The following is an 11,605-nucleotide window of genomic DNA, read 5'->3' as shown; positions in this document are numbered from 1 at the left end:
TGCCGTCGATTCGCGAGATCGGCCTGAAGTTCGCCAACGTCGACGCCATCAAGGAACCGATTCCTGTGGTGCCGACCATCCACTACCAGATGGGTGGCATTCCGACGAACTATCACGGCCAGGTCGTGGTGCCGAAGAACGGCAACCCGAACGAGGTCATCAACGGCTTCTACGCGATCGGCGAATGCTCGTGCGTGTCGGTGCACGGCGCCAACCGCCTGGGCACGAACTCGCTGCTCGACCTGGTGGTGTTCGGCCGTTCGGCGGGCAACCACATCGTTGCGCAGAACCTGAAGAACCGCGAGCACAAGCCGTTGCCGGCCGATGCAGCGGACCGCGCACTGTCGCGCCTGGCCAAGCTCGATTCGTCCAGCTCGGGCGAGTACGCGCAGGACGTCGCCAACGACATCCGCCGCAACATGCAGTCGCACGCGGGCGTGTTCCGTACGCAGAAGCTGATGGATGAAGGCGTCGAGCGCATCCTTGAAGTGGCCGAGCGCGCTGGCAGCATCCACCTGAAGGACAAGTCCAAGGTGTTCAACACCGCGCGCGTCGAAGCGCTGGAAGTGGCCAACCTGGTGGAAGTGGCAAAGGCGACGATGGTGTCGGCCGCCGCCCGCAAGGAATCGCGCGGCGCACACGCACACAGCGACTTCCCGAACCGCGACGACGAAAACTGGATGAAGCACTCGCTGTGGTACAGCGAAGGCAACCGCCTCGACTACAAGCCCGTGCAGTTGAAGCCGCTGTCGGTGGAATCGGTGCCGCCCAAGGCGCGTACGTTCTAACGGATAAGAAGGGCCCACAAAAATGAAGCGTATTTTTGAAGTCTATCGCTACGATCCGGACAAGGACGCAGCGCCCCGCATGCAGACCTACGAGGTTGAGCTCGACGGTCACGAGCGCATGCTGCTCGACGCGCTGGTCAAGCTGAAGAAGCTCGACGAGTCGATCGCGTTCCGTCGCTCGTGCCGTGAAGGCGTGTGCGGCTCCGACGCCATGAACATCAACGGCAAGAATGGTCTGGCCTGCCTGACCAACATGCGTGAGCTGCCCGAGAAGATCGTGCTGCGCCCGCTGCCGGGGCTGCCCGTGGTCCGCGATCTGATCGTCGACATGACGCAGTTCTTCAACCAGTACCATTCGATCAAGCCGTATCTGATCAACGACGAGCCGCCGCCCGAGAAGGAGCGCCTGCAATCGCCCGAAGAGCGCGAAGAGCTCGACGGTCTGTACGAGTGCATTCTGTGCGCGAGCTGCTCGACGTCGTGCCCGTCGTTCTGGTGGAACCCGGACAAGTTCGTCGGCCCGGCCGGTCTGCTGCAGGCGTATCGCTTCATCGCCGACAGCCGCGACCAGGCCACCAGCGAACGTCTGGACAATCTGGAAGATCCGTACCGCCTGTTCCGTTGCCACACCATCATGAATTGCGTTGATGTGTGCCCGAAGGGTCTGAACCCGACCAAGGCCATCGGCAAGATCAAGGAATTGATGGTGCGTCGCGCGGTGTAAGCGCGCAGTGGTTCAGATTCTCCTGAGCCACTCACAAACACCAGTGCTCGCGCACAAGGACGGCCACGGCAACCGTAAAGAGGGTGGTCAGCGCTGCTGCCAGAATCTCTGGCTCTCGAAGGCTGCACTCTTTCCGGTCGTCACGTCTCAGTCATGTCGTGCTGACTTGGGGGCCGCTGCGAATAATCGACTGCGAATACTCGGTTATTAAGAGCCACGGCGCTCAAATTGCCTTCAGCCCTTTTTCCGGCGCGCCGTTCAGCCGCCTTCCCGGGGCAGCTAGCGGAGAACTATCGCGCCGCCCATAGGCGGAGATAAGACCCATCGGGATCGTATTCAGCGGCCTGCTTGCGGGCATTGAACCGCCTGCCGCCACGTGGGTCTGTGCCGCGCCCCGCGATATACAACCAATTGCCCTGATTGCTGTAGACGTCGTAGTCAACGAGTTGCGATTCGAACCACGCGGCACCCGCGCGCCAGTCGCCTTTCAGATCATGCACGAGGTAGCTGGCGACCACCTGCCTGAGCCTGTTGCTAAGGTACCCGGTGGCCTCCAGTTCGCGCATCGCGGCATCGACAAGCGGTTCTCCGGTCGATGCACGACGCCAGCGCTCGAAGCCCTGGGCATCGAGGCGCTCGGCATGCTGCGGTTGATCGGAGAGTCCGTGTGCGCGGTACAGTCGCGCCCCATGCTGAAGATGCAGGAAGCGGAAGTAGTCTCGCCACAGCAACTCGAACCACAGCCAATAGCTGCCGTCACTCTTGCCGTGCAACTGTTCGAACTGCTGCAGCTCCGCCACCACGCGTCGGGGCGACAACGCACCGCTGGCCAGCCACGCAGACCATTTGCTTGAGAAGTCCAGCCCAGCCAAGGCGTTGCGCGTGCGCTTGTACGTATGAGGCAGCTTGCGCTGCAGGTAATTGGCCAGATGCTGAAGGCCCGCCGTCTCACCTCCATCAAACTCCGGCCTGCCATACGGAAACGACGAGCGCGAATCCGCCGACGCGATTTCAGCCGCATCGGGAGCGGGCGCACGCGCCAGGCCCGGCGGAATGACGAGGCCAAATGGCCGTGGCGGAAGATAAGCCGGCGGCGGCAGCGGCTGCGAAGGTTGGATCTGCGCTTGTTCGATCGCTTGCCTGAACGTTGTGAACACACGCGGCAGCGATTGAACGGGCCAAGGCAGGTCAAGCGGATCCATCAGACTGCTCTGCCAGACGGTCTGCACGTGCAGCCCCGCACTTCGCAGTTCTGCCACGTCTGCTTGCTCGTATGGTGCGGCGATGTCTTCGCAAAACACAGCCGCGGCGCCCATAGCGTGCGCCAATGCGGGCAGGACCTTTCCAGGCGGGCCGCAGCACTCGACCAGCGGGTTGCCGAGATCGGCCAACTGGCGCCTCAAGTCCCGGACCGCTGCAGCAAGCACGGCCCGGCGGTGCACACCCACGCGTGCAAAACCCCAGGGCGTCAGGTCGTCGTAATCTGCATGGCAGTACACCGGTACGAGGTGCCTGGCCCCGCTCTCGCACGCTGCACGCAGTGCCGGCTGATCATGCAGCCGTAGATCGTTGCGGAACCAGAACAGGACGGTACTCAACGCGCTTCTCCAACGCGTGCCTTGCCTTGCGCGGCTTCCCTGCGGCAACGCTCGGAGCAATACTTGACCGCATCCCAGTCCCTTGCCCACTTCTTGCGCCAGGTGAATGGCAAGCCGCAGTGCACGCAGTGCTTGCTCGGCAGATTCAGCTTCTTGTGCATCGACGGATTTACAAGTCGAGACTGAGCTGCGAATACGTAGCCCCATTCCCACGGGGGGCGTCAACACGATCGCGGCGCAAGCGGGAGGCATGCCTCTTCACGATCGCGTCATTGGCGGCGCGAACCTCCGGCCGGGCGCGCAACGCATGAATGCGCATCTTGGCGTGCCGCGTTGCCGCCTCAAGATCGACCAGCGGAACAGGGATGTCTTCGCCAACCCGCACACCACAGCGGGTCTGAACATCGGGCGGCATGCGCCACGGCTGCAAGAGCCACGCATCGGGCACGCGGCGCAGGGCTGGCAGCCAGCGCCGGACAAACCGGCCGTGGGGGTCGTGGTCCTGCGCCTGCTTGATCGGGTTGTAGACCCGCGTGGTGTTGATGCCGGTGGTGCCGGCTTGCATCTGCATCTGGCTCCAGTGGATTCCCGGCTCGTAGTCGATGAACTGCCGGGCCAGCCAAAGGCCCACCGGCCGCCAGTGCAGCCATAACGGGTAGGAAGCAACCGAGACGAGCATGGCCCGCATGCGAAAGTTGATCCAACCGGTTTCCCCCAGCATGGCCACACAGGCATCCACCATCGGCCAGCCGGTACGCCCCGCTACAAGGGCGGCAAAGTGCCCCGCGTTCCATCCTGCTTCGCGCAGGCCGTCGTAGCCGCGGTGCACATTGCGGAACTCGATGGCGGGTTCAGATTCCAGTTTCTGGATGAAGTGGCAATGCCAATGCAGGCGACTGACAAACGCGGACAGCCCTTTACGCTGCCACACCGCATCGTCGTCTGTGTTGCCCTTGAGTTGGAGCAGGCGTTGCTCTGTGCCCTGCACCACTTCACGCAGGCTCAGGCATCCGTATGCCAAATAAGGGGAAAGACGCGAGCATGCGCTTGGCGCCGTCAAAGGTGAGGAGATGCCGCCTCGATAGTGGCGGCTTCGCTCAGACAGGAATTCGCGTAGTACCTCAGCGCCGCGTGCTCGTCCGCCGCGCTGGCGGCGCGGTGGCGAAGATGCATCCAGGCCAAGTGCCTCGCACCCGGGCCAATCCATCGTCTTCCATGGCAAAGCGACATTACTCAGGCTGCCCGCTTCGGGCGCAGCCACGCGCGGCGCGTACATGTGTTCGGCCCAGCGGTCGTGCCAGACGTCCCGGGTGGGCAAGCGCCGCACCACCCCATGCTGCGGCCACTCGCGCCAAGTGACGCCCTGATCGACACACCAACGGGCGACGGCCTTGTCGCGCGCGAATGTATGACCGTTGCCCGTCTCTTCGTGAGATACCAAGTGACTGAAAGGCACCGCCGCATGCAGCCGCCCGAATACCTCCGTCACTTCACCCACGGCGACCTGCAGCCGTGCCCCGCATGCACGCAGCTGCTGCGCGAGATCCTGCAAGCATTCCTGGATAAAGAGATAGTGCTGCGATGCGGCGTCGGGCTGAGCCCAGAGGCTTGGCTCGATGACGTACAGACACAAGACCTTTCCCTGGCGGGCGGCATGGACAAGCGGAGCATGGTCGTGCACCCGCAGGTCACGCTTGAACCAGACGACGGTGTAGCTCATTGGACTTCGGTGGCTTACAGCACAACTTGATCACGTCGCCCGAGTATAAGAACCACGGACCCGCTATGGACGACTGACCGGGCCAGCAGAGCCCGAATTTCCAACACATTCCCGATTCAGCCAGCCTGGCACGCCGTAGAAAATCCGTTTCACGGCCCTGTATTGCACAGCTGCATGGCGCGCTCAGGCGCTGGCCACGAAGCGCGCCACATCGGAAAGCACAGGCCCCAGAAACTGCAGCGGCGAAGCCAGCGCGGCCACGATCGTTTTGTGGTCCAGCCGTGGATAGACCTTGAGTTCCACCGGGTGCCGATACTCCATCAGGCGTTCGGCGAGTGACAGCGTATTTCGCCGGACATCCACGTATGCATCGTGCTCCCCCGTTAGCAGCAACGCAGGAGGCAGCCACCCCTGGCTTACGTGGAACACCGGCTGGCTATCCGGTGTTTCGTTCGGATGGTTGAACACGGGCAACACATCGGCCGCTTGAATCGGCAGGAAGTTGTAGGGGCCGGCCATACCGATCCACCCCGACAGCGTTTCGATGCGCAGACCCTGCGCTTCGAGCCAGCGGCTATCGGTTGCCAGCATTGCGGCGTTGTAGGCGCCCGCGCTATGCCCCGCAACGAACAAGCGCGAGCCGGCATGGCCCTGCCGATCCAGCCAACGCCGTGCGAAAGCCGTGGCGGCTGCGCAGTCCAGCAGGAAGTCTGGGTAGCGCACCTCCGGATACAGCCTGTAGTCGGCAACCATCACAATCGCCCCGGTTGCGGCCAATGCTTCACCCACGAATGCGTAATCCTTGCGGTCCCCCTCGCGCCACGACCCGCCGTAGAAGAACACAACCGCACGGGGTGGCCCTTCCATCGGCCGGACGGGTCGATAAATGTCCAATCTCTGGCGCGGGTGTGGACCGTAGGCCAGCCCCAGCGTCGGCACGCTCGCGTCGGACTTGGTCACTGCGTTGAGCACATCCAGGGCAGAACACCCTGCGAGGCTCGCCAACGCGGCTGCCATCCATGCTCGGCGGGTCACACCAGGCATCGACAACCTCCTTGCAGCCAAAAAAATGCCGGGCAAACGCACGGGTAGCGGTCAACGCCGCCCATGCTCGATGAGATAGGAATCAAGTGCAGGCACATACAGGTTGATGTCAAGACAGAGCGCTCGAAGATATACGCACACCCGTGCGCGTTGGATGCAGTGCCCAGGATGGTTCGCAAAAACGTGGTCGCACAGCTGGCCAACCCGCGCATGCGCCTATCTGTGGCGCTAGCGCTCGAGCAGGGCCGCATGAATCTGCACGGCTGGGTCTATGACATAGAAACGGGCAGCATCGATGCGCTGGATGGCGCAACACGCCGCTTTGTGGCATTGGCTGAATCCCCCACCACGGTGGCGGTCACGTCGCGCAACCTGCGGCAGGTCTGACGAAGATGACCGAGAGCCTTCGGGCACCGGTCACTACCCGGCTATGCGCAGCGGGCGCGATGCCCGCCGCTGGAGTCATGCTGCGGGGCGCCGGGTAGCGGGATGTCTCTCGCGCCCCAACAGGCAACCCAATGCCGCTTCCAGATGCGGAAAGCGAAACAGATAGCCGGCCTCCATGGCCCGCCTGGGCTGCAGGTGTTGGCTGCCCAGCAGCAACACTGACATTTCGCCCAGCGCCATCCGCAATGTCCAAGCGGGAACAGGCAAGAACATCGGCCGGCGCAGCGTAGCCGCCAGCGTGCCGGCAAAGTCCGCGTTGCTGACAAGATGCGGCGCACATGCATTGAAGGCGCCCTTGCAATCGGTGCGGTGCAAGAGAAAATCGATCAGGCCCACCACGTCGTCAAGATGGATCCACGGCATCCACTGCTGGCCGCTGCCGAGTCGCCCACCCAGTCCCATGCTGAACGGCAGACGCAGCCTGGGCAACATGCCGCCATCACTCGCCAGCACGGGCGCCGTGCGTAGCAAGACGACGCGCATGCCCAGCCCTTCCGCACGGCGGGCTTCCTTCTCCCATGCGACGCACAGCTGACTGCCGAAGTCGTGCTCGCCAGGGGGGCTGTCTTCATCCAGCGGCTCCTGCCCTCGATCTCCGTACCAGCCGGCGGCGGATCCGGAAACAAGCACGCTAGGGCGCGTCTCGCAGCGGCCCAGCCAATCCACGAGTTCCCGTGTCAGGTCAACCCGGCTGCGCCATAGCACCTTCCGCCGCTGAACCGTCCATGGGCGATCGGCAATCGGCGCGCCCGCCAGATTGATCACCGCATCAAATGGCGCGGCACCATCCAGCTCACGCAGCGTTGCGACACCGCGTGCACCCGCACACAGCCGAGCCACCCGTTCAGGCGAGCGGCTCCAGACAACCAGATCATGGCCCTGCGCACGCCACTGGCGGCAAAGCGCGCGCCCGATCAATCCGGTGCCGCCAGTCAACAAGATGCGCATGATGGGTTGATCTCCTGATTGCAGTTGAGCCGTGCGGGCCGCCGCATCCGTCATAGCGCTTCAAGCCGCGCGCGCACCTCGGCTGCACGCATGCGCAGAGCATCGCGCTCCTCGGTGTCCATCTTGGCGAGCTGCCGATACACCAGGGCCAGGCGCGGGTTGCGGCCGAACACGTCAATATGACGTGCGAAGAAATCCCAGTACAACGCGTTGTAAGGGCATGCGCGCTCTCCGACACGCTGCTTGCTGTCGTAGTGACAGCCCTTGCAGTAATCGCTCATGCGCGAAAGGTAAGCGGCACTGCTGACATACGGCTTGGTGGCAATGCGTCCGCCGTCTGCCCACTGGCTCATGCCCACCGTGTTCGGCAGCTCCACCCATTCGAATGCGTCGATATACACACCGAGATACCAGCGGTGCACCTCGTCGGGTGAGAGTCCTGCCAGCAAGGCGAAGTTGCCGATCACCATGAGGCGTTGAATGTGATGGGCGTGAGCGGTTTGCAGCGACTGGCCAATCGCCAATTGCAGGCAGCGCATCTGGGTCTTTCCATTCCAGAACCACGATGGCAGCGGCGCGTCATGGTTCAGCACGTTGCACGACGCGTATCCGGGCATCTGCGCCCAATAGATGCCGCGTACATATTCCCTCCAGCCTAGAATCTGACGGATGAACCCCTCCACTGCTGGCAACGGCGCCCTGCCATGCCGATACGCTGCCTCTGCCCGGTCGACCACCTCGCGCGGATTCAGCATCTTCACGTTGAGGGAAAAAGACAGCAGCGAGTGGAATAGCCGCTGGTGGCTGCTGCTCATGGCGTCTTCAAAATCGCCAAAGTGCGGCAGCGTCTGTTCGATAAATGCGTCAAGGCAAGCCAGCGCTTCCGTGCGGTTCACAGGCCACCGAAACTCACTGGCCAGCGGGTCGCCGAACGATTTCACGCCGCTGCGTTCCACGGTACGCCACAACGCTTGGTGGTCATGCACGGGGCGCGCGTCGGCAGGTTCGGGGGGCGTGCCGCGCCACGGCTTGCGGTTGTCATGATCGAAATTCCATTGCCCGCTCTCCGGCCCACCCGTGTCGTCGAGCAGCACGTTAAAGCGGCGGCGCATCTCGCGATAGAACCGCTCCATCAGCCACTGCTTGCGGCCTGCAAACATGGTGGCCAGGTCATGCCTGCCCGTGAGGAAGTGTTCGGTGTCGACTTCGCACGTGGATAGCGACTGCGCTTCGGCCCATTCGCGCAACTGTGCATCCACGCGCCACTCGTCCGGGGATTGCCACTCCACCCGCTCGGCGCCGTAGTGTCCGGCCAGCGCGGCGAGATTCTCGGTCAGGGACTGGCGGTTGCTTTCATCGTCGATCGCCACATAGCGCACGCGGTGGCCGCCGGCTCTCAGCCCCTGTGCAAAGTCGCGCATGGCTGCAAAGATGGCGAGGATCTTTTGTGCATGGTGCAGCACGTAGTCGGTTTCTTGCCGCACCTCCATCAGCACGTAAACCACGTCGTGGTCCACATGCGCAAACCAGGAATGCTGCGGGTTGAGCTGATCGCCCAGCACCAGCCGGAGCGTCTTCGCACGCTGGTTCATGTCATTGCTCTCGGGAACATGGCGCCACGGTCTTGCGCCTCGTACTCGCCCTTGGTGTGGTGCATGCGCCCTCGCTGCTACTGAGACGGGTCCTGCCGCTCATGGGGCACGGAAATCAGCGCGGACGTATCAATGCCGAGCGCACGCGCACGCGCACGCGCAAAGATCGCCTCACGCTGTGCGGGGTCGAGATGCTTGTCTCGTGTCAGCACCCAGCAGTAGCTGCGGTCAGGCCCGACAACCAAGGCCCAGCGATAAGCTGGATCAAGCGCCGCCACGTGATAGCCGCCGTAGAACGGGCCAAAGAATGACACCTTCAGCGAACCGGTATCGTGCTCGCCCACGAACAGCGCTTTGCCCACGGCCTCGCGCCATTCGCCCTTGGCAGGATCAAAGCCACGGTTGACCACGCGAACGCTGCCATCGGGTTGGGGCTGATACGTGGCCGACACATCGGTCAGGCCCCGCTCGAACGAATGATCGAGCCTGGCCTGCTCGTACCAGCGCCCCTGATAGCGTTGAAGATCGAACGGCGAGACCGCCGTGATGCCTTCGGGCGGGCTCGTCGGCGCACAGCCCGCCAGGAATGCCCCTGCAAGCAACGGTGCCAGCCAGTGCAGGCGAGCACGCACCGCACGCAATGCAGCGGCCCGCAGAACAACGCCGCTCCGCTTGAACACGCCCGCACCATGCAGCCTTACGCGCTTCGCGAATTGAAATGCAGTTGTCAACACATCTGCCATCCAAGTCCCCTTAGAGTGAATGCCGCTCCTTGCGACATGAAACGCTGTACAACGCAGCGCGTCAACGGAATGCAGCAGAACAAGCGGCTCATTTCCGCCAATGAACATGGTTTGAGTTGGCATATCCGCTTACGCCGCCTCAACTTCAGTGTTGCTCAGCGGTGTCAATCGTGAGCAGGTTTTGCATCAAGAAAACTTTGTGCCAGCGTTTCCGCGTCACGCGCTCCGTCAGTAGACTTTAGAAGCGGACACTTCACCGCTTGACCTACATGTACGCACGCCCTCGCGATATGCCTGCCCAACGCATTCACGCCGTCCGAGCCCTGATCCTCACGCTTTGCACGCTTATGAGCGTTGGAGCCTGGGCGGATTGCCGCGATACGGTGCCCGCCCCACAACTCTCCGGCAAGGGTGCCCTGTGCCTTTTCGGGTTCTGCCTCTACGATGCGCAGCTATGGAGCGCAGAACTCCCACCCAGCTATGACGCGCCCTTTGCCTTGGAGGTGACGTATCGGCGTGCGATCGAACGGAGCCGGCTCATCGAGACCGCCATCGACGAAATTCGCAGGCTCCAGGCGCCCGTTCCGTCCGACAACACCCTCACGCAATGGCAGCGTGCAATGACCCCCGCTTTCCCTGACGTCAAGCCGGGCGACACCTTGTGCGGTGTGTATCTGCCCGGACGCGGTGCACGCTTCTACGCCAATGGACAACTGACGACCGAGGTGGACGATCCCGCCTTTGCGCGTGCCTTCTTCGATATCTGGCTGGCACCCGGCACGCGCGCCCCGTCCCTGCGTCGTCACCTCCTGGGCAAGTCACGTTGATGCGCGTACGGCTAGTTGGCATCTCCCGGCGACTGGAAGCCCGGTTGCCCGATCTGGCTCGGCACTTGCGGCACCCGCCGGAAACGCGAAATGTCATAACCCATCGCGTCGAAACGGCTCAATGCTGCGCGATAGTCGGCATCGCTCATGTTGGGGTCGCGGGAGAACACCCAGCCGAGGCTCTTGTCTGGATAGCCGAGCAGCGTCACCCGGTATTCCGGGTCGACATACAGCGTCAGCTGCGAGACGTAGATGGGCCAGAACAACCGCACGCGCCACTCGCCGCCACCGCTCCCGTCCACCACCGAATCAACGAACTGCATGCGTTTGAACGGCGCTTCGAAACTGCCCGGCCGGTAAACGTAGGCATCGTCAATACGGCCATCGGGCCGCAGGGACCATTCGGCATAGCTGCCGACATTGCCGCGCTCACCAAAGTACGGAATGTTGGCGATGACATACCAGCGCCCCATGTAGCGCGGCAGATCAACCGGTACCGTCTTCAGCGGCACGGCAGCCCTCGGGTTGGGATTCGGGGGCGGGCTGGAGCAGGCAGCGCTGGCGATGGCCAGCGTGAACACCGCCAAACGACGTGCCCAACCTGACACGGTGAGCCAACGGTGGCCTCTTTGATGCGTTCTCATCGTGCTCTCCTCTATACGGTAGCCGGACAAGCCGGCTGGTTTGTCTGTGTGTTGAGTGCCGCGCGCGATGCCGCGTGGGTCGGCATCGTGTTTGTCGCCGTATTGCTCGCGCTTCATCTGCGGCAGGCCCGCCAGCCGTACCAGGAATGGCGGCTGGTGGTGTGGGTGGTGGTGCTCGCGGCGCCGTGGGAGACGCTCCTGATACGCTCCGGGCTCATCGCCTATCCGCACGGGGCCGTGTGGGCCGGGTTCGTACCGCCCTGGCTGCTGGCGCTGTGGGTACTGTTCGCGATCCAAGTGAATATCCTCTTTCGTTGGCTGCGCGGCAGGTGGTGGCTGGCGATGGTGCTGGGGGCCATTGCCGGCCCCCTGTCGTTTCGTGCAGGAGCGGCGCTTGGGGCGGCGCACATTTCGCAGTTGGCCCCCACGCTGGGCGCGTTGGCCGTCGGCTGGGCGCTATGGATGCCGCTGCTGGTATGGATGGGTGAGCGCAGCGACGGAACGGGCATCCCGCGCTGACTGCTGCCGCC

13 protein-coding genes are annotated in these 11,605 nt (G+C 63.2%); 5 read left to right on the top strand and 8 right to left on the bottom strand.

The genetic code is table 11. The features are described 5' to 3' along the window. Together DOD19_RS19990 and DOD19_RS19985 are read left to right on the top strand one after the other, a co-directional pair. The coding region (locus tag DOD19_RS19990; RefSeq protein WP_162634403.1) for an FAD-binding protein at positions 1–788 on the top strand (788 nt) is incomplete at its 5' end. Between the two features lie 22 nt (positions 789–810). Further along, entirely contained in the window at positions 811–1,512 is a 702-nt protein-coding gene (locus DOD19_RS19985; protein ID WP_009241007.1) for a succinate dehydrogenase iron-sulfur subunit, read from the top strand. 290 nt (positions 1,513–1,802) lie between these two features. On the opposite strand, the gene DOD19_RS19980 is transcribed toward DOD19_RS19985, so the two are convergent. The 4 genes from DOD19_RS19980 to DOD19_RS19970 form a co-directional block, all read right to left on the bottom strand. Then, positions 1,803–3,110: a DASH family cryptochrome gene (locus DOD19_RS19980; protein ID WP_239498055.1), complete on the bottom strand. Its 1,308-nt coding sequence runs from the start codon at positions 3,108–3,110 to the stop codon at positions 1,803–1,805. Further along, the gene (locus DOD19_RS28005; RefSeq protein WP_239498054.1) at positions 3,107–3,271 is read right to left on the bottom strand and encodes a DUF2256 domain-containing protein; all 165 of its coding nucleotides are present in this window, start codon (positions 3,269–3,271) and stop codon (positions 3,107–3,109) included. The genes DOD19_RS19980 and DOD19_RS28005 overlap by 4 nt, the downstream gene beginning before the upstream one ends. An 8-nt stretch (positions 3,272–3,279) precedes the next feature. Further along, complete coding sequence (locus tag DOD19_RS19975; protein ID WP_112187549.1) at positions 3,280–4,830, bottom strand: FAD-binding domain-containing protein; 1,551 nt, start codon at positions 4,828–4,830, stop codon at positions 3,280–3,282. 183 nt (positions 4,831–5,013) lie between these two features. Further along, a complete protein-coding gene (locus DOD19_RS19970) occupies positions 5,014–5,874 on the bottom strand; it encodes an alpha/beta hydrolase (protein WP_112187548.1) in 861 nt (286 codons plus the stop codon). A gap of 63 nt (positions 5,875–5,937) precedes the next feature. On the opposite strand from DOD19_RS19970, the gene DOD19_RS19965 reads away from it, so the two are divergent. After that, a complete protein-coding gene (locus DOD19_RS19965) occupies positions 5,938–6,261 on the top strand; it encodes a carbonic anhydrase (RefSeq protein WP_275426891.1) in 324 nt (107 codons plus the stop codon). A gap of 75 nt (positions 6,262–6,336) precedes the next feature. Here DOD19_RS19965 and DOD19_RS19960 read toward each other — a convergent pair whose 3' ends face one another. The 3 genes from DOD19_RS19960 to DOD19_RS19950 form a co-directional block, all read right to left on the bottom strand. After that, positions 6,337–7,269, bottom strand: a complete 933-nt coding sequence (locus DOD19_RS19960; protein WP_112187579.1) for a TIGR01777 family oxidoreductase — start codon at positions 7,267–7,269, stop codon at positions 6,337–6,339. A 50-nt stretch (positions 7,270–7,319) separates the two neighbouring features. Further along, positions 7,320–8,861, bottom strand: coding sequence for a cryptochrome/photolyase family protein (locus DOD19_RS19955; protein ID WP_112187546.1), 1,542 nt, complete (start codon positions 8,859–8,861; stop codon positions 7,320–7,322). A 77-nt stretch (positions 8,862–8,938) separates the two neighbouring features. Then, positions 8,939–9,604 carry a lipocalin family protein gene (locus tag DOD19_RS19950; protein ID WP_112187544.1) on the bottom strand — a complete coding sequence of 222 codons (666 nt, stop codon included), beginning with the start codon at positions 9,602–9,604 and terminating at the stop codon, positions 8,939–8,941. 290 nt (positions 9,605–9,894) lie between these two features. Here DOD19_RS19950 and DOD19_RS19945 point away from each other — a divergent pair, with 290 nt between their 5' ends. Next, positions 9,895–10,431, top strand: a complete 537-nt coding sequence (locus tag DOD19_RS19945; RefSeq protein ID WP_239498053.1) for a chalcone isomerase family protein — start codon at positions 9,895–9,897, stop codon at positions 10,429–10,431. An 11-nt stretch (positions 10,432–10,442) separates the two neighbouring features. On the opposite strand, the gene DOD19_RS19940 is transcribed toward DOD19_RS19945, so the two are convergent. Beyond that, on the bottom strand, positions 10,443–11,075 hold the full coding sequence (locus DOD19_RS19940; RefSeq protein WP_239498052.1) for a lipocalin family protein: 633 nt from the start codon (positions 11,073–11,075) through the stop codon (positions 10,443–10,445). Here DOD19_RS19940 and DOD19_RS19935 point away from each other — a divergent pair. Next, positions 11,064–11,594 carry a DUF2878 domain-containing protein gene (locus DOD19_RS19935; protein WP_112187540.1) on the top strand — a complete coding sequence of 177 codons (531 nt, stop codon included), beginning with the start codon at positions 11,064–11,066 and terminating at the stop codon, positions 11,592–11,594. The genes DOD19_RS19940 and DOD19_RS19935 overlap by 12 nt on opposite strands. The last annotated feature ends 11 nt before the right edge of the window (positions 11,595–11,605 follow it).

It is taken from the genome of Ralstonia sp. GX3-BWBA, from assembly GCF_003290055.1.
Lineage (GTDB): Bacteria > Pseudomonadota > Gammaproteobacteria > Burkholderiales > Burkholderiaceae > Ralstonia > Ralstonia holmesii.
This window is presented reverse-complemented; position numbering and strand designations above follow the sequence as displayed.

Bases quoted from the DNA above. Each gene is read 5' to 3' on its own strand.
- DOD19_RS19970 (WP_112187548.1), bottom strand. From the start codon at position 5,874: ATGCCTGGTGTGACCCGCCGAGCATGGATGGCAGCCGCGTTGGCGAGC.
- DOD19_RS19950 (WP_112187544.1), bottom strand. From the start codon at position 9,604: ATGGCAGATGTGTTGACAACTGCATTTCAATTCGCGAAGCGCGTAAGG.
- DOD19_RS19985 (WP_009241007.1), top strand. From the start codon at position 811: ATGAAGCGTATTTTTGAAGTCTATCGCTACGATCCGGACAAGGACGCA.
- DOD19_RS19935 (WP_112187540.1), top strand. From the start codon at position 11,064: ATGCGTTCTCATCGTGCTCTCCTCTATACGGTAGCCGGACAAGCCGGC.
- DOD19_RS19965 (WP_275426891.1), top strand. From the start codon at position 5,938: ATGCTCGATGAGATAGGAATCAAGTGCAGGCACATACAGGTTGATGTC.
- DOD19_RS19945 (WP_239498053.1), top strand. From the start codon at position 9,895: ATGCCTGCCCAACGCATTCACGCCGTCCGAGCCCTGATCCTCACGCTT.
- DOD19_RS19940 (WP_239498052.1), bottom strand. From the start codon at position 11,075: ATGAGAACGCATCAAAGAGGCCACCGTTGGCTCACCGTGTCAGGTTGG.
- DOD19_RS19960 (WP_112187579.1), bottom strand. From the start codon at position 7,269: ATGCGCATCTTGTTGACTGGCGGCACCGGATTGATCGGGCGCGCGCTT.
- DOD19_RS28005 (WP_239498054.1), bottom strand. From the start codon at position 3,271: ATGCACAAGAAGCTGAATCTGCCGAGCAAGCACTGCGTGCACTGCGGC.
- DOD19_RS19975 (WP_112187549.1), bottom strand. From the start codon at position 4,830: ATGAGCTACACCGTCGTCTGGTTCAAGCGTGACCTGCGGGTGCACGAC.
- DOD19_RS19955 (WP_112187546.1), bottom strand. From the start codon at position 8,861: ATGAACCAGCGTGCGAAGACGCTCCGGCTGGTGCTGGGCGATCAGCTC.